Origin of the sequence: Streptomyces hydrogenans, assembly GCF_014656075.1 — a bacterium.
Taxonomy (GTDB): domain Bacteria; phylum Actinomycetota; class Actinomycetes; order Streptomycetales; family Streptomycetaceae; genus Streptomyces; species Streptomyces hydrogenans.
In genome coordinates this window covers 28,457-45,147 of the sequence record NZ_BNBS01000033.1, presented here as the reverse complement: position 1 = coordinate 45,147, position 16,691 = coordinate 28,457, and the positions used below count along the sequence as shown (strand labels likewise).

General features: G+C 73.8%; 11 protein-coding genes. 7 read left to right on the top strand and 4 right to left on the bottom strand.

Annotated elements, in window-relative coordinates; translation table 11 throughout:
* Window positions 1–75 precede the first annotated feature (75 nt).
* Window positions 76–1,452 (top strand): MFS transporter, encoded by a 1,377-nt coding sequence (locus tag IE321_RS16370; RefSeq protein WP_190223430.1) that lies wholly within the window; start codon window positions 76–78, stop codon window positions 1,450–1,452.
* 285 nt (window positions 1,453–1,737) lie between these two features.
* Window positions 1,738–3,441 (top strand): serine/threonine-protein kinase, encoded by a 1,704-nt coding sequence (locus IE321_RS41970; protein WP_226652419.1) that lies wholly within the window; start codon window positions 1,738–1,740, stop codon window positions 3,439–3,441.
* 57 nt (window positions 3,442–3,498) lie between these two features.
* Here the strand turns inward: IE321_RS41970 and IE321_RS16360 are convergent, their stop codons facing one another.
* The 4 genes from IE321_RS16360 to IE321_RS16345 form a co-directional block, all read right to left on the bottom strand.
* Complete coding sequence (locus IE321_RS16360; protein ID WP_190223429.1) at window positions 3,499–4,617, bottom strand: lytic polysaccharide monooxygenase; 1,119 nt, start codon at window positions 4,615–4,617, stop codon at window positions 3,499–3,501.
* 94 nt (window positions 4,618–4,711) lie between these two features.
* Entirely contained in the window at window positions 4,712–5,857 is a 1,146-nt protein-coding gene (locus IE321_RS16355) for a GH12 family glycosyl hydrolase domain-containing protein (RefSeq protein ID WP_190223428.1), read from the bottom strand.
* A gap of 192 nt (window positions 5,858–6,049) precedes the next feature.
* A complete protein-coding gene (locus tag IE321_RS16350) occupies window positions 6,050–7,558 on the bottom strand; it encodes a DUF4246 domain-containing protein (protein ID WP_190223427.1) in 1,509 nt (502 codons plus the stop codon).
* A 131-nt stretch (window positions 7,559–7,689) separates the two neighbouring features.
* Window positions 7,690–8,454 (bottom strand): GNAT family N-acetyltransferase, encoded by a 765-nt coding sequence (locus IE321_RS16345; protein ID WP_190223446.1) that lies wholly within the window; start codon window positions 8,452–8,454, stop codon window positions 7,690–7,692.
* A gap of 553 nt (window positions 8,455–9,007) precedes the next feature.
* Between IE321_RS16345 and IE321_RS16340 the strand changes: the two genes are divergently transcribed.
* The 5 genes from IE321_RS16340 (at window position 9,008) to IE321_RS16320 (ending at window position 16,683) form a co-directional block, all read left to right on the top strand.
* Window positions 9,008–10,216: a glycosyltransferase gene (locus tag IE321_RS16340; protein ID WP_190223445.1), complete on the top strand. Its 1,209-nt coding sequence runs from the start codon at window positions 9,008–9,010 to the stop codon at window positions 10,214–10,216.
* 105 nt (window positions 10,217–10,321) lie between these two features.
* Window positions 10,322–10,765, top strand: coding sequence for a hypothetical protein (locus IE321_RS16335; protein WP_190223426.1), 444 nt, complete (start codon window positions 10,322–10,324; stop codon window positions 10,763–10,765).
* Window positions 10,755–11,420, top strand: coding sequence for a hypothetical protein (locus tag IE321_RS16330; RefSeq protein ID WP_190223425.1), 666 nt, complete (start codon window positions 10,755–10,757; stop codon window positions 11,418–11,420). The genes IE321_RS16335 and IE321_RS16330 overlap by 11 nt, the downstream gene beginning before the upstream one ends.
* Window positions 11,421–11,422: 2 nt before the next feature.
* Window positions 11,423–16,216 carry a putative T7SS-secreted protein gene (locus IE321_RS16325; protein WP_190223424.1) on the top strand — a complete coding sequence of 1,598 codons (4,794 nt, stop codon included), beginning with the start codon at window positions 11,423–11,425 and terminating at the stop codon, window positions 16,214–16,216.
* The gene (locus tag IE321_RS16320) at window positions 16,204–16,683 is read left to right on the top strand and encodes a hypothetical protein (RefSeq protein ID WP_043222093.1); all 480 of its coding nucleotides are present in this window, start codon (window positions 16,204–16,206) and stop codon (window positions 16,681–16,683) included. The genes IE321_RS16325 and IE321_RS16320 overlap by 13 nt, the downstream gene beginning before the upstream one ends.
* Window positions 16,684–16,691 lie beyond the last annotated feature (8 nt).

Here is a 16,691-nt window from a genome sequence, read left to right as displayed (position 1 = left end):
CATGGTGCGCTGGCAATGGGCGGGGTCGAGCGTAAGCGGCCCCCGTGGAAAATGGCCACCCTGGTTTCCACGGCGATGAACTTGTACGATCCAGCCCGAACTCACGGCCACCGCACCCCTCTTCCGTGGTGCGCCGGAAATCCGTCGGTAATCGAAGTCCGGAGGCCCGCGCTGGAATCCGCCGCGCCCACCACCGCACAGGCCGCGAAAGACCGGGGCCGGTCCCCGCACCGGAACTTCCGGCTGCTGCTCGTCGGCGAGACCACCAGCAAGCTGGGCACCAGCGTGACGTCCGTCCTGCTGCCGCTCGTGGCCGTCACCACCCTGCACGCCTCGCCGTTCGTGATGGGCGTGCTCACCGCCGCGGCGTGGCTGCCCTGGCTGGTCATCGGGCTGCCCGCAGGGGCCTGGGTCGACCGGCTCCCGGCGCGCCGGGTGATGCTGGTCTGCAACGCCGTCTCCGCGGCGGTGTTCGCGAGCGTGCCGGCCGCCTGGTGGCTCGGAGCCCTGACGATCCAGCACCTCCTGGGGGCCGCCCTGCTCTCCGGCGCCGCCTCCGTCTTCTTCTCCACCGCCTACTCGGCCTATCTGCCCCAACTGGTGCCCACGGACGCCCTGATGCGGCGCAACGCGCAGCTCCAGGGCGGGGACCAGGCGACCCGGGTGGCGGGGCCCGGACTCGGCGGCCTGGTCGCCCAGACCCTGGGCGGCGTGCCGGGCCTGCTGCTCGACGCCGGCTCCTTCCTGGTGTCCTCGCTCTGCCTCCTGGGCATCCGCCCCGACGGTCCCCGCCCGGCCCCGGCGCCCCGGCGACCGCTCGGCAAGGAGATCGCCGAGGGCCTGCGCTTCGTCCTCGGCGACCGGCTGGTCCTGGCCGTCACCGCGTTCGGCGCGGCCGTCAACCTGGCGATGGCCGGATTGCAGGCCGTCCAGATCGTCTTCCTCGTCCGCACGGTCGGCGTCGGCGCCGACACGCTCGGCTGGCTCGTCGCCTGCGGCGGCCTCGGCGGAGTGCTCGGCGGCCTCGCCGCCGGCCGGCTCGCCGAGCGCCTCGGCTCGGCCCGCGCCCTGCTGACCGTGCAGGCGGCCGCCTCGCCCTTCGGCCTGCTCCTCGCCCTCGCAGCCCCCGGGCCGCGGCTGGCGTTCTTCGTCCTCGGCTCGGTCGTGCTGTTCGCCGGCGTCGTGGCCTGCAACGTCGTCATCGTCAGCTTCCGGCAGGCGTACTGCCCGCCCGAGCTGCGCGGCCGGGTCACCGCGACCACCCTCTTCCTCAACTACGGCACCATCCCGCTCGGCGCCCTCCTCGGCGGCACCCTCGCCTCCCTCGTCGGCACCCGTGCCACGATGGGCGCCGTCGCGGCCGCCCTGGTCGCGGCCGGCGGATTCCTCCTCGTGAAGCCGCTGCGCACCCTCCGCGACCTCCCCGGGGCACCCGCCGCGGAAGGCCGATAATCCCGGCCACGAGAACCGAAGGCCGAAAGGCTCCGGAAAGTCGGCCGAAATGCGTTCCGGGTGAATCCCGCACGGAATCGCGGACTTCCGGGTCGAGATAATTCCGGCCACATTTCCCCCAGCGGGGCCCGAGAAGCGTCCGTCGGTCCCGCCCCGGGGTTCGTCCCTCCCGGCGAACGCGGTCCCGCCCCCGGCCTTCGCCCCCGGCCGAACCGGGCCCGGCGGGTCGACGGTCCCCGCGGCGACGGCCCTCCCACCGCCCCCGCCATGCGGCATGATGCTCGCATGGTGACGGGGGACGGGGCCCGGGAGGCCGCGGCCGAGGGGCGGTTGATCGGCGGGCGCTACCGCCTCGACCAGCGGCTCGGCTCGGGCGGCATGGGCACGGTGTGGGCCGGACACGACCTCCTCGTCCGGCGCGAGGTCGCCGTCAAGGAGGCTCACACGACGCGGGACCCGGTCAGGGTCGAGCGCGTGCTGCGCGAGGCACGGGCGGCGGCCCGGGTCAGCCACCCGGCCGTGGTCACGGTGTACGACGTGGCGATGGAGGACGGCCACCCGTGGATCGTCATGGAGCGGGTGCGCGGGGAGTCCCTCGCCGACCGGCTCGACCGGGAGGGCGCGCTCCCGGGGCCCGAGGCGGCCCGCATCGCCCTCAGCGTCGTCGAGGCGCTCGCCGCGGCCCATGAGCGGGGCGTGCTGCACCGGGACGTGAAGCCGGGGAACGTCCTCCTCGCCGAGGACGGTGGTGTGGTGCTCACGGACTTCGGCATCGCGTACATCGCCGGAGAGGAATCCCTCACGCGGGCGGGCGAGTTCGTCGGCTCGCTCGCCTACACGGCGCCGGAGCGGATGGGCGGCCGGCATCCGGAACCCGCGTCGGACCTGTGGTCGCTCGGTGTCCTGTTGTTCCAGATGCTGGAGGGCCGTTCGCCCTTCCATCGCGAGTCGATGGAGGCGACGGTGACGGCCGTCGTCGTCGAGGAGACCCCGGTGCCTCTACGGGCGGGTTCCCTCGCACCGCTCGTCGTGGCCCTGCTCGCCAAGAACCCGGAGGACCGCCCCTCCTCGGCCGAGGTCGCGGCGAGGCTACGGGCGGCGGCGCCCGCACCGGAGCCCGCCCCCGCCGGTCCTCCGGAGGAGGTGGCCGCGGCCGGGGAGTCGGCGACCGTGTCGAGAGTGACGGAAGCGCCCCCCGTGCCGCACGTGCCCCGGGCGGCCGACACCGCGCCGCCGAAGGCGGGACGGCGAGCATCCGGCCGCGCCCCGCGCCGGATCACCGGCCGCCGGCTGTCGGCCGCCGTGGCGTCCTGCGTCCTGCTCGGCTCGCTCGCCGCCTGGGGGCTCACGCACGGGTGGGGCGATGCCGGCCGCTCCGGCACACCCGGCTCCGCCTCCCAGGGCAAGCCCCCCGCCTCGGCGTCGGGGGGCAAGGCCTCCGACGCCTCCCGCGCGAAGTCCCCCGCCTCCCCCTCGCCCCGGGGGACGCCGACCCCCACGGGAAGCACGAGCCACCCCTCGGCCCCGTCGACGGCGGCGACCGCCGGATACCGCCTGGTCCAGGAGGACGGCTTCCGCGTCGAGGTGCCGGCCGGCTGGGAGGCCCGGCCCAGGAACGCCCAGGGCCAGTTCCGCTACTCCCAGGGGGACATCGAGGTCGTCCTCGTCCCCGGCCGCGACACGGCCGCCCGCACCTCGGCCTCGCCCGTCACCTACCAGAGGGAGCACGAACCGGAGCTCGCGTCGTTCCGCGCCTCCACCTGGTCCACCGCCACCGGGCTCGCGCTGGTGGAGGTGGGCAGCAGGCGCTACGCCCACGGCAGCTTCACGTGGGTCGACGACCGAGGGCGCGAACTGTTCGTCCGCAACGCCGCCCTCCTCGTCGAGGGCCGCTACCACCTGGTGCTCGTGATCGGCCCGGAGGCACGGCGCGAGGAGGTGGAGAAACGGCACGCCCAGGTCTTCTCCACCTATCGCGCGACCCCGTGACGGCGCCGGGGCGCGCGAAGGGTCGCCCCCCGCGAGGCGGGAGACGACCCTCGCCCGTCAGCCGACGCAGGTGACGGACCCGACCGGATGGTCGTTGCCGGTAGAGGTCGCGGTGAACCCGAAGGTGACCGTGCCGTCCGGCGGGATGACCCGGTTGTAGTCGACGTTCCGGACGGTGAGCGTGCCGTCGGCCCCGGTGGTCAGAGCGCCGTTCCAGAGGTTGGCGACCCGGGTGCCGGCGCCGGGTGTCCAGCGCACGGCCCAGCCGTCACGGGCCGTCGCGGCGTGGTTCATCACCTCGACGGAGCCCTGGAAGCCGCCGCTCCAGGCGTTGACGACGGTGTACACGGCCATGCAGCCGGTGTGGGGATCGGTGGGAGTCGGGGTCGGAGTGGGCTCCGTCGGTGTGGGGGTCGGCGTCGGGGTCGGCGTGGGAGTCGGCGTCGGTGTGCCGCCCGTGCCGCGGATGCCGGTCACCTCGCCGTTGCCGCCGTCGAAGACGATGTCGGAGCAGGAGAAGAAGTTCTCCTGGCTGTCCGAGCGGACCCACTGGATGAAGAGCACCGCGTCACCCGAGCGGCCCGAGGGCAGGCTCAGGTCCCAGTGGTAGTGCCCGCCGTCGGTGCCCGGGGAGCCCGTCTGCGGCGGGTCGGTGACGGTCTGGATCAACTCCAGGTCGTCCCAGCCGAGTTCGGTGGCGGGGGAGTAGCCGGGCTTGGTGAGGTACACCCGGAAGGAGCCCGGGTGGGCGGCCCAGTTGCTGTGCTTGACCTGGATCGTGCGCCCGGAGGTCAGGTGCGTGCGCGGCCAGTCCGAACGGGCGGCGTCGTAGCCGGTGAAGTCGTACGGCGAGCGGCCGCCGGCGCTGCACAGCGTGCCGTCCGGCACGTATCCGGCGCCGCGTCCGCCCGCCTGGGAGTCGAGCACGGCGAACCAGTTGTACAGCGCGTTGGGGCCGCTCTCGTCGAGTGCCGCCCGGCACGCGGGGTTGGTCGGGTCCAGGCTTCCGGTGGCGGTCTTCGCGTCCAGCCAACAGAGGTACGTGCGCGACCCGGGCGTCATGGCGACGCCGTGCGCCTGCGCGCTGTTCTGGCCCAGCAGGGTCAGGCCGATCCCGGCGAGCAGGGTCGCGAGCACCGCCGCCAGGGAGGCGAGCCGCTTCTTGCGTCCAGCCATCGTGTCTCCTGTGCGTGTGTGGGGTGGGTGGGTCCGTTCGGTGTTCTCCTTCTGCGCTGTCCTTCGGAGGGCGGCGTGCGCCGTACGGTGCGGGTCAGGTGCAGGCGACGCCGTCGAGGCGGAAGCCGGACGGCGGGGCGAACGTGCCGCCGTACGTGCCCTGGAAGCCGAAGGTCTGGCTGCCTCCGGCCTCGATCCGCGCGTTGTGGGCCGCTCCGGTGGCCGTCACGGCACCGGAGGACGGGGTGACGACGGCGTTCCACGCCTGGGTGATCCGCTGTCCTTCGGGGAGGGTGAAGGTCAGGCTCCAGGGTTCGAGGGCGGCCGGACCGGTGTGGGCGACGGTGACGTTCGCGGTGTAGCCGCCGGTCCAGACGTTCGGCGCGAACGTCACCGCGCAGGCCGTCGGGGGGACGGGGTCGGTGGGGCCGGGCTCGCCGGGGCCGGTCGGCGGGGTGCCCAGGTGCACGGCCGAGGAGAAGGAGTGCACCGCGAGCCCGGCGCCGTTCTGCCACGGCTCGAAGCCGGCCTGGACGCTCGTGAGGTACCAGTCGTTCCCGGCCATGCCGCGGGCGACGGTCTCGCGGACGAAGTCCATGACGTCGAAGTCCCATGCGGCGAGGGCCGAGGGGGCGACGAAGGAGATGACGTCGTTGGAGCCGTTGCCGCCCGTCCAGACCTGCCAGGAGCGCCCGCCCACGGTGGCGGTGCCGACCGGCGCGCCGATCGGCTGGACCGGGCCGTTCCGGTGGAACCAGATCATGATCTCGGTCCGGTTCACCCCGTCGGTCCGGGGCGTCGGGTCCAGCCAGATGTCGTACGAGGCGTTGTAGACGGCGTCGCCGACGAAGCCGTACGAGACGGTGCTGGGCGCGGAGGCGATCCCGCCGATCCGGGCCGGGAGCGCCGTGCCGGGCGAACAGCGGGTGTAGTGGCAGCCGTTGAAGAGCGAGGGGTACGCCTTCGGCGGGCCGTCCGTCGGGACGGACCCGTCGGCGCGGGTGAGCCGGAACCCCGTGTCGGTGGCGGTGACGCACTGGGTCGCGGCGGTGCCCCAGCGGTTGTTCTGGACGACGTACCGTCCCTGGACCGTGGCCGTGCCGTACTGCTCGCAGAGCAGGGTGTCGGCCCGGGCGTCCGGTGCGGTGCCCACGAGGGTCGCCACCACGGCGACGAGGGCGAGGAAGAACGCGCCGAGCGTGCCGCGCGGGGGCCTGGGGCGAGGGGGTGACGCGCGCATGGGGGGCCTCTCCGTGGGGGGTGGCCTGTGGCGGCTCCGTGCGGGAGGGGGCGTGTCCCGACCGACACCCTCCTCCTTTGGGAGCGCTCCCGCAGTCTGCTGTTGGGCCGAACTGTAGGAGCTGGAAAGGGACCTGACAACCCGTCGGGAGCGGACCGGCGTCCCGCGCCGGTCCGCCTCACCCCGGAGGTATCAGTGCTCGCAGAGCGAGAACTCCCGTTCGTACATCTGCTCGTTGTGCTCGTCGACGAAGAACGTCCGCTCCCGCATCAGCTCTTCACGGAAGCCCCGCGCCTGCGCGAGCGTCATGGTCGAGGTCGGGGCCCACGGCTGCTGCGGCGGCACGTCGGAGGTCGAGACGAGGGACTCCGACGGATCGACGAGGAAGAACGCGAGGATCTTCCGGTGCCCAGGGCGGGCGGGGTCGGCGAGCCGGAACGGGCCGACTTGGTGCTGGAGGACGTTCGGGAACGCCAGGCAGCGGCCCGCCGGGGTCGGCACCGAGCCGAGCACCTGGTTCAGGGCGTCCTCGTCCTCCAGGCCGTAGACCTCGCGCATCCCCTCGCCGTCGTTCTGCTCGTACTCCGGGTCGTCGAGCGCCGCGCGGAAGCCCAGCCGGCTCTCGGTGATGTTCTCGCTGTCCCAGTAGTAGATGCCCGTCGAGACGATCCGCTCGTTCAGCATCCCCTCGACGTGCCAGGACCCGCCCGCGTACTCGGGCCGGTCCGGGGTGAGATGGATCGTGGCCAGCTTCACGATGACCTGGAGGCGGCGACCGCGCAGATCGACCCGGTCGGACGGGCCGGGCGACGTGGGCGGGGTGAAGACCGGGGCGTCCGGGACGATCGGGCGGCGGTTCTCCCACCAGTCGTCCCGGGCCCGCAGCCACGCGCCGACGGCCTCCTGGTGGGCCGCCGTGTCGCCGTCCGGGGACGCGGCCGGGTGGACGGGCTCGGCGCCGTACCACCCGTAGGGATCGGCCTCGATCCGCGGCGGCCTGGGACGGCGCAGATCGGTCAGCACGCGCTCCCAGAGCGGGAGGAAGCGCGCGACCAGTTCGGGGAGCACGGCGGCCAGGTCCCGGTGCCGCTCGGGGTGGACGTTGTTCACGTACGAACGGAACTCGACCCGGCCGTCGTCATGGACGTCGACGTCCGTCGGCAGCCACTGGAACCGCTCCGAGAACTCGTGCTTCGTGTAGGTGTTCGTCGCGTTCCGCCACGCCCGTCCGGGCCCCCCGCTGACCTCGTTCACCAGGCAGAAAAGCGAGGGATGCACCAGGTCCAGCACCTGCCCGTCGGATCCGGGATGCCAGTCCCGGTCCGCTTCCGGCACCTCCTCCAGCACCCGCACCGCCTCGCGCAGCCGGGCCGCGAGCGCCCCGTCGACCAGGGCGTCCGACTGCCACACGCCGTCGACCCCCGACACCTCGACGCCGGTCCGCTCGTCCCGCAGCGCCGCGTAGTGCGCGAGTTCGTCCAGGACGTAGCGCACCTGCGCCTCGGTGAGCCCCTGGTCGACCGCCTCCCGCGCCCAACGGGCGGCGATGTCCGCGTCGTTCCTCTTCTCGGCCCACCCCGCCTTCTCCCGGATGCTCGCACTGAGCCGCGTCATCTGCAGCTCGCGCAAGGTCCGTGGCGGCGCGTACGACACGGAACGGGAAGCCCGGAAGGGCAGCGGAAAGGCGGTGGGGCCGGTCAATGCTCTGGTTTCCTTCGCATCGGTGGGGTGTGCGGCCGGAAGGATACGCGAGCGGTCCGACGGCGCCCCTCCGTGCTCCCGGGCCCGTACGGCCCCCGAGGCGCGGGGGACGCGGGACGAGCCGGGGCCTTTCAGGGAGCGAGGGCGTGCTCGGTGAACCCGCCGCACGAGCGGAACCCGAGGCGACGGTAGACGGGCTCCCCGTCGGCCGACGCCTGCAGGACCGCGATGCGGTGCTCCCGGTCGCGGGCCGCGCGGAGCGCCGCGAGCGTGACGGCACCGCCGTAGCCGCGGCGGCGGTGGGCGGCCAGGGTGGAGATGTTGTAGATGCCGGCGACTCCCGCGTGGGAGAACACCTCGGCGGAACACACGGGACGGTCCTCCACGTAGCCGACCAGATACCGGGCCGGACAGTGCGGCGCCAGGGCCTGCTCGGCGGCCCTGGCGAAGAAGCGGCGCACGGTCTCGGCGGGCGGGTTCCAGTTCGCGGCGAGGACGGTGGCGTAGTCGGCGAGCTCCTCGGGCGTGGTCACGGTCCGGATGTCCAGTCCCGGAACGTCGGACGCCGGCGGCGCGTCGTCCAGCTCGGCCCACATCGCCGTCTCGCGCTCGGACTCCGGCAGACCGGCCGCCGTCAGCCGGGCGGAGAGGTCGCCCGGGGTCGAGGCGGGGCCCACCCACCAGGAGAAACCGCGACCCGTGCGGGCCGTCGTCCGGACCGTCTCGGCGATCCGTTCCGCCGCGTCGGTGTCGGTGAAGCGGGCGGCGGCGACGATGTTGAACGTGTCGTCGTCCAGGCCGCTGTCCGCGACCACGAGGTCACCGCCCTCCGCGACGCTCGCACCGGTCGTGCTCCGGTGCAGGTGGCAGGCGTGTTCCGCCAGGTTCCTCTCCATCCTGTCCATCAGGTCTGCTTCATCGGGGAAGTGGTTGTTCATAACGGTCGATCCCAGCACGGCCGGGCGAGAAACGCACACGGATTCCGGCCGCCCGTCGGCGGTGTCGCCGCCCCCGGCGGTCACGCGGGCGGCAGGGCTAGGGGGACGAGCCCCGTGGCGCGGCCCGGTCGGGTCGAGGAGGCGGCCCATGCGCTTGCGGGAGCGGAGGACGACGGTGCGGTCGTTCACCCGCAGCCAGGGGAGGCGCTCCGCCGGCACGGCCTCGAACGGGTCGACGGCGTGCGGGCCGCGGAGCCACACCCTGACGAGGAGGTTGTCCGAGCCGCTCACCGGGACGGCCAGGCGGACCTCCTCCACGCGGGACAGCGCACCGCCGGTGGCCGCCGGACGGGTGTGGGGGACCGCGGTGCCACCCCGGACCACCGGCCGTCCGTCGGACGGCGGCCCGCGGCGTAGGACCGGCCGCGCACGGCCGGTCCGGTGGTGCGCGGCAGGTCCCCTGCGCCCGGGCGCCCCGGTGGGGCACACTGGCGGCGTGCGCATCGTGATGATGACGGCGGGCTCGCGGGGTGACGTCGCGCCGTACACGGGTCTGGGCGCCGGTCTCGTACGGGCCGGACACGAGGTGACGCTGGCCGCGCACGCGGTCTTCGAGCCGCTGGTGGCGGGCTCGGGGGTACGGTTCCACCCGCTGCCGGTGGACCCCCGCGCCGTCCTGCACTCCGCGCGGGGCCGACGCCTGCACGACGCGCGGACCGGAGCCGGCAAGCTCGTCCGGCTGGCGTCGATGGCGCGCGCGGCCGCCGACGAGATGACGGCGGCCCTCGTGGACGCCGCCCGGGACGGCGAGGTCCTGCTGGTCGGCGGCGCGCTGGGCCCGCTCGGCTACGCCCTCGCCGAGCGCCTGTCGGTGCCCGCCCTCGGGCTGCACCTCCAACCGCTGCACCCGACCGCGGAGTTCCCCGCCCCGGTCCTGGGGACGCGCTCCCTGGGCGCGGTGGGCAACCGGCTGAGCGGACGGGTCGTCATGGCGACGGTGGACCTGCTCTTCGCCGACGCCGTGCGGTCGCTCCGCCGGTACGGTCTCCCCTCGCCGGGCCGGGCCCGGAAACGGCGGACCCGGCCCGTGCTGCACGGGTACAGCCGGCTTGTCGTCCCGCGCCCCCGCGACTGGCCCGCCGGCTTCGAGGTCTCCGGCTACTGGTGGCCGCACGAGACCGGACGGCTGCCCCGGGACGTGGAGGACTTCCTCGCCGCCGGCCCCCCACCCGTCTTCGTCGGGCTGGGCAGCGCCACCGTGCCCGACCCCGAGCGGGTGAGCCGCGCGATCGTCACCGCGCTGCGCGCCGCGAAGGTGCGCGGCATCGTCCAGCGGGGCTGGGCGGGCCTGGCCGCCGACGGCGACGACATCCTGACCGTCGGCGAACTGCCGCACTCCCTCCTCTTCCCCCGGACGGCCGCCGTGGTCCACCACGCGGGAGCGGGCACGACCGCCGCCGTCCTGCGCGCCGGAGTGCCCACCGTCCCGGTACCGGTCCAGTTCGACGCCGCGTTCTGGGCCTCCCGGCTCACCGCGCTCGGCACCGCTCCCGCCGTCGTACCGCTGCGCCGCCTCGCCTCCGCGCCCCTGGCCGAGGCCCTGCGCCGGGCGACCGGGGACGCCGCCCACCGCACGAGGGCCCGCGCCCTCGCCGACCGCCTGGCCCTGGAGGACGGCGTCGCCCCGGTGCTCGCGGCCCTCGACCGCCTGCCCGGCTGATTCGGGAGGACCGCCGGGCCGCCGGCGCACCCCCGCAGAACCGATTCCCGCCCCCGCACGTCCTGTTCTAGGGTGCCCATCAGCTGACCAGGACGGGGGAGGGCCATGGCGAGGCCGAGAACGACGCTCGCTCTGCGGATCGCCGAGCAGCGGGCGGGGAGCGGTGATCCGCGGGAGCTCGTGGGCGAGATGAGGCGGACGGTCCTCCTGGTCCCGTCGGCCGGGGCCGGCGGCCTCTGGTCGGCCCGTTCGGGCGGCGTCCGCTGGATCTGCGCGTTCACGGACGAGACGGCCCTGGCCCGCTTCGCCGTCCACCACGGTCCGGGCGACCGCCCGATGGACTACGTCGCCCTTCTCGGGGCACGGATCGTGGACGAGATCGTGCCCACGCTGGGCGAACCCGCCGGGCTCGCCGTGGACATCGCGGAGGAGGACGGATCGATGTTCTTCCCGCCGGTCACCGGCATCGTCCCGGACCGCGCCGCGGTCGACGCGGGCGCGGCACGACCCGCCGCTCCGGCGGAGGGGAGGAACGGTCGTGAGTGGTGACGGTGCGGACCTCTCCTTCGACCAGGCGTCGGTGGCCAAGTTCACGCAGGGCGTGGGCGCGGTCATCGACCAGCTCGGCGAACTCGGCGGCGCCACCGGTTCCGTGATGGGCAAGGGGTTCTCGGGCCTGGCGATGACCGGCATGGAGGCCGGGCACCACGGGCTGTCGGTGGACTTCGAGGACTTCTGCGAGCGCTGGGAGTGGGGCGTCCGGGCCCTGGTGCGCGACGCGAGCTCGCTCGCGAACCGCCTCGGACTCGCGGCGGGCACCCAGTGGGAGCACGACCAGTACGTCGAGGGCTCGCTCAAGGTCGGCCTCAACTCGATCATGGGAGGCAACCCGCACGCCGACGAGAAGGACATCGCCCAGCAGGGCTGGGGCGACATCGTCACGCCCGACTACCTGAACCCCGACTGGAGCGCCGAGTCGTTCGACAAGGCCGGCCAGGACATGGCGCAGACCTGGAAGGACACCGGCCGCACCGTCCTGACCGAGGGACAGGGCGGCCGCCAGTCGCAGATGCTCAACGACGCCCTCGGCATCTCCGACGAGCAGTGGGACCAGGCCCTGGACGACACGTTCGGGCCGTCGCCCGAGGAGCGCGCCCGGCAGGCGCAGCAGCAGGGCGACACGGACGCGGGCGGGAACGGCTGAGGATGGGTTTCGGGGACTTCATCAGTGACATCACGCCCGACGCGGTCGAGGACGTGGTCGAGGACGGCGTCGAATGGGTCGGCAACCGCGTCGAGGACGCCGGCAACTGGACCGCCGACCGGCTCGACGACGTGGGCTGGGAGTCCGGCGCCGACTGGGTGCGGGAACAGTCGCGCTCGGTGGCGAACCGGATGGGCGCCGAGGTCGACGAGATGGACCTCGGACAGACCGAGGACAAGACCAAACTGATCTACGGCAGCCCCGAGAAGATCCGCTCCATAGCCGGACAACTCCGCGGCTTCCAGAAGGCGTTCGACAACTCCGGCGACGGGCTCAAGGGACTCGACTCCTCGCGGCTGAAGGGCGAGGCGGCCGACGCGCTGCGCACCGCGGTGAGCACCCAGCCGCCGAAGTGGTTCACGGGGGCCGACGCCTGCGAGAAGGCGGCCGGCGCGATGGAGGCGTTCGCCGGCACCGTCACCTGGGCTCAGAACCAGGCACAGACGGCGATCGAGGTGTGGAAGGAGGGCGTCAAGGCCTCCCAGAACGCGGCCGACGCGCACCGCAAGCGGATCGACGACTACAACAAGGCCGTCGACCGCTACAACGCCCAGGCACCGGACAAGCGCGACCCCGCCACGCTGCCGCCCTGCCCCGCCCCGACCTTCGAGGACCCGGGCAAGAAGCTGATGGCGGACGCGCAGGAGCTCCTCGCCCAGGCCCGCACCCAGCGGAACACCGCGGCGGAGACCGCCCGCAGCGCCGTGCGGGCCGCCCGCGACATGGCCCCGAAGAAGCCCTCGTACGCGGAGCAACTGGGCGACGGCCTGCAGGAGTTCCAGATCATCCAGGACCACGTCGGCGGCGGCATCATCAAGGGCACCGCGGGCCTGGTCAACTTCGTCCGGGGGATCAACCCGCTCGACCCCTACAACCTGACCCACCCCGCCGAGTACGCCACCAGCCTCAACAGCCTCGCCGCCGGACTCGTCGTCGCCGTCAACGACCCGGTCGGCACCGGCAAGCAGATGATCAGCGACTTCATGAAGGATCCGGCGGAGGGCTTCGGCCGGCTGCTGCCCGACGCGGCCCTGACCGTGGCCACCGGGGGCGGCGGGGCCGCGGTCAAGGGAGTCCGCCTCGCCGCGGACGCGGCGAAGGCGGCCCGGCTCCGCAGACTGCTCGACGACGTCCCCGACGGCACGCACAACCGTCCCGACGGACGCCGCGTCGTCACCAACACCGACCCGGTCGACCTCGCCTCGGGCCGGATGTTCCTGCCCCAGACCGACCTGGTGCTGCCGGGCACCCTGCCCCTGGCCTTCACCCGCCGCACCGAGTCCGGCCTCGCGGCGGGCCGCTTCCTCGGCCCCTCCTGGACCTCCACCGTCGACGAGCGCCTGGAGGTGGACGCCGTCGGGGTCCTCCACGTCACCGCCGACGGCCTCCTGATCGCCTATCCGCACCCCGCCCCGGGCACCCCGACCGAAGCCGAGTCCGGGACCACCCGCACCCGACTGGCCCGGGGGACGGACGGCGGCTACACCCTCACCGACCCCGGCACCGGCCTGACCCGCCACTTCACCGCCCCCGCCGACAGCGAACCCGGCGGCGACGGGGACGCCTGGCTGGACCGCGTCGAGGACCGCCACGGCAACGGGTGGACCGTGGAACGCGACGAGCACGGCACCCCGCTCGCCCTGACCTGCTCCGCGGGCCGCCGGGTCACCACCGCGGTGACCGACGGCCGCGTCACCGCCCTGGCCCTGGCCGGAGCGGGCAGGGGCGGCACGGACCTGCCCCTGATGCGCTACGGCTACGAGGACGGCGACCTCACCACCGTCACCAGGCCCTCCGGAGCCACCACCACCTTCGTCTACGACGACCGCCGCCGCGTCATCGCCTGGATCGACTCCAACGGCAGCCGCTACGACTACGTCTACGACGACCGCGACCGCGTCGTCGCCGAGGGCGGCCAGGCCGGCCACGTCCAGATCACCCTCACGTACACGGAGCCGGACCCGGACACCGGTCTGCGCACCACCGCCCTCACCACGGCCGCCGGGCACACGACCCGGCACCGGATCGACCGCCACTCCCGGGTGGTGGCCACCACCGATCCGCTCGGCCACACCACCCGCTTCGCCCACGACGCCCGCGGCAACACCCTGAGCCGCACCGATCCGCTGGGCCGCACCACCTCCTTCACCCACGACGAGGAGGGCCGCCTCCTCACCGTCACCCGCCCCGACGGGAGCGAACTGCGCACCGTGCGCGACGCGTCGGGCGCGTCCACGGAGTTCCGGGGCCCGGACGGCGCCCGCTGGCTCCAGGAGTTCGACGAGCACGGCAACCGCGTCGCCGTCACCGACCCGGCCGGCGCCACCACCCGGTACGCCTACGACGGCCGGGGCCGACTGACCACCGTCACCGACGCCCTCGGCGCCACCACCACGGTCCGCTGCGACGCGGCGGGGCTGCCCGTCGCCGTGACCGACCCGGCCGGCGGCACCACGTTCCTGGAACGCGACGCCCTGGGACGGATCGCGCGCACCGTCGACCCGGTGGGCCACGTCACCCGGGTCGACCTGGACGAGGACGGGAACCTCGTCCGCCGCACCGGCCCGGACGGCGCCACCGAGTCGTGGACCCACGACGGCGAGGGCAACCCCCTCAGCCACACCGGCCCGGCCGGCGCCACCTCCCGCTTCGACTACACCCACTTCGACCTGCTCACCACCCGCACCGGACCCGACGGCACCCGCCACACCTTCGAGCACGACGCGGAGCTGCGGCTGACGCGGGTCACCGGCCCGCAGGGCACCTGGTCCTACACGTACGACGCCGCCGGACGGCTGGCCTCCGAGACCGACTTCGACGGCCGCACGCTCAGCTACGGCTACGACGCCGCCGGGCAGCGCACGTCCCGGACCGACGCCCTCGGCCGGACCGTGTCCTACACCTACGACCAGCTCGGCCGGACGGTCCGCAAGGAGGTGGCCGGCAGGGTCACCACCTACGCGTACGACCGGGCCGACCGGCTCCTGAACGTCACCGGACCGGACAGCGAGATCGTCTACGCCTACGACCGGCGGGGCCGCGTCAAGACCGAACTCGTCGACGGCCGCGCCATGAACTACGCCTACGACACCCTGGGCCGCCGGGCCCGCCGCACCACCCCGACCGGCGCGGTCACCGAGTACGGCTACGACGCCGCCGGCCGCGTCGGCCGGATGACCAGCGGCGGCCGCGAGGTCACCTTCGCCCACGACGCGGCCGGCCGGGAGATCGAGCGCGCCTTCGGCGGCTCCCTCACCCTCTCCTCGGCCTGGGACGAGGCCGGCCGGATGTGCGCCCAGCACCTGGCCGTCGGCGACCGCTCCCTCAACCACCGCCGTTACACCCACCGCGCCGACGGCTACCTCACCTCCGTGACCGACGGCCTGTCGGGCTCCCGCACCTTCGACCTGGACGCGTCCGGCCGGGTCGGCGCGGTCCACGCCGAGGGATGGACCGAGCGGTACGCGTACGACGAGGCCGGCAACCAGACGGCGGCCTCCTGGCCGGAGTCCCACCCCGGCCAGGACGCCACCGGCCCCCGCTCCTACACCGGCACCTCCCTCACCCGGGCCGGCGGCGTCCGCTTCGAGTACGACGCCCTCGGCCGCGTGACCCTCCGCCGACGGACCCGCCTGTCGCGCAAGCCCGACACCTGGCACTACGCGTGGGACGCCGAGGACCGCCTCGCCTCCGTCGTCACCCCCGACGGCACCCGCTGGCGCTACCGCTACGACCCCCTCGGCCGCCGCACCGCGAAGCAGCGCCTCACCGCCGACGGCGAGGTCGCGGAGGAGGTCCGCTTCTCCTGGGACGGCACCACCCTGTGCGAGCAGACGGTGCACACCCCGGGTCTCGCCCACGTCGTCGCCCTCACCTGGGACCACCGGGGCCTGGTGCCCCTGTCCCAGACGGAACGCCTCCTCACCCCGGACAGCCGCCAGGAGGAGATCGACCGCCGGTTCTTCGCCATCGCGACCGACCTCGTGGGGACCCCCACCGAGCTGGTCGACGAGTCGGGCGCGATCGCCTGGCACGCCAGGAGCACCCTGTGGGGCACCACCGCCTGGGCCCGCTCCGGCACGGCCTACACCCCGCTACGCTTCCCCGGCCAGTACTTCGACCCGGAGACCGGCCTCCACTACAACCTCTTCCGCCACTACGACCCCGAGACCGGCCGCTACACTTCCCCGGACCCCCTCGGCCTCGGCCCCGCGCCGAACCCGGTCGCCTACGTCCACAACCCGTACACGATCTGCGACCCCCTCGGCCTCTCGCCGTACTCGCAGTTCAAGGGCCTGGGCTGGCTCACCGAGAAGATGATGGAGCGCCCGTCGTTCCGCTACCAGCGGCTCGTCACCGACCAGAGCTACGAGCAGCAGTGGATCCTGCCCGACGGCCGGGAGGTCCACGTCGACGGCGGCCCGCGCGACGGCTGGATCACGGAGGCGAAGTTCACCGGCGGCGACCGGGTCTCCGAATGGGAGAAGTCCCCGTACAACCCCGACTTCAAGTACTACGACGAGAGCCGGATCACCACCCAGGCCGACAAACTGCTCGCCCTCAACGAGGATCTCGGGGGCAAGGGCGTCCGCTATATGGTGTCCAATGAATGGGGCGCCGCGCACGTCAACGAGGTGCTGTCCAAGGCGTTCCCGGAGGCGTACGCCAGCGGGAAGCTGAGGGCGTATCACGTGCCCGGCAACGGCATGAGTGGAATGAGTTCATGGCTGCAGTGATCGCGATGCTGGAAGAGCTGAGGGCCCTCGCCCCGCTGACCGCCGAAGGCGCGGCGGCGCGGTTCTCGGCCCGGGAGTGGACGCCCGGGGGCAAGCCCCGCGACGGCGTGGAGACCTCCTGGGACAAGGACGGCGTCGGGGCCTGGATCCAGACGTTCAGCAGCGGGACGGTCACCGTCTCGTTCGCCGTCTGGATCCGTGACGTCGACGAGTCGGGTTACTTCGACGACGTGGAGGCCGTCTACGAGGAGGCGGAACGGGCCCTCGACGGCTTCCTCCCCGAGATCGAGGGGTCCCCGCTCGCCGGCCACCTCACGGAGGCCGAACAGACCGCGGAGGACAAGGACGAGTTCATCGCCCTCAAGAAGTGGACCCTCGACGACCGGACCCTGACCGCCGGCGTGGTCCAGCCCGACACCGACCTCCCGGTCATGGTCGTGGTGGCCCTGGAGGCCGTCCCCGCCTGACGCTGACC

Bases quoted from the DNA above. Each gene is read 5' to 3' on its own strand.
- IE321_RS16320 (WP_043222093.1), top strand. From the start codon at position 16,204: ATGGCTGCAGTGATCGCGATGCTGGAAGAGCTGAGGGCCCTCGCCCCG.
- IE321_RS16370 (WP_190223430.1), top strand. From the start codon at position 76: ATGAACTTGTACGATCCAGCCCGAACTCACGGCCACCGCACCCCTCTT.
- IE321_RS16345 (WP_190223446.1), bottom strand. From the start codon at position 8,454: ATGGAGAGGAACCTGGCGGAACACGCCTGCCACCTGCACCGGAGCACG.
- IE321_RS16360 (WP_190223429.1), bottom strand. From the start codon at position 4,617: ATGGCTGGACGCAAGAAGCGGCTCGCCTCCCTGGCGGCGGTGCTCGCG.
- IE321_RS16335 (WP_190223426.1), top strand. From the start codon at position 10,322: ATGGCGAGGCCGAGAACGACGCTCGCTCTGCGGATCGCCGAGCAGCGG.
- IE321_RS16340 (WP_190223445.1), top strand. From the start codon at position 9,008: ATGACGGCGGGCTCGCGGGGTGACGTCGCGCCGTACACGGGTCTGGGC.
- IE321_RS16325 (WP_190223424.1), top strand. From the start codon at position 11,423: ATGGGTTTCGGGGACTTCATCAGTGACATCACGCCCGACGCGGTCGAG.
- IE321_RS16355 (WP_190223428.1), bottom strand. From the start codon at position 5,857: ATGCGCGCGTCACCCCCTCGCCCCAGGCCCCCGCGCGGCACGCTCGGC.
- IE321_RS41970 (WP_226652419.1), top strand. From the start codon at position 1,738: ATGGTGACGGGGGACGGGGCCCGGGAGGCCGCGGCCGAGGGGCGGTTG.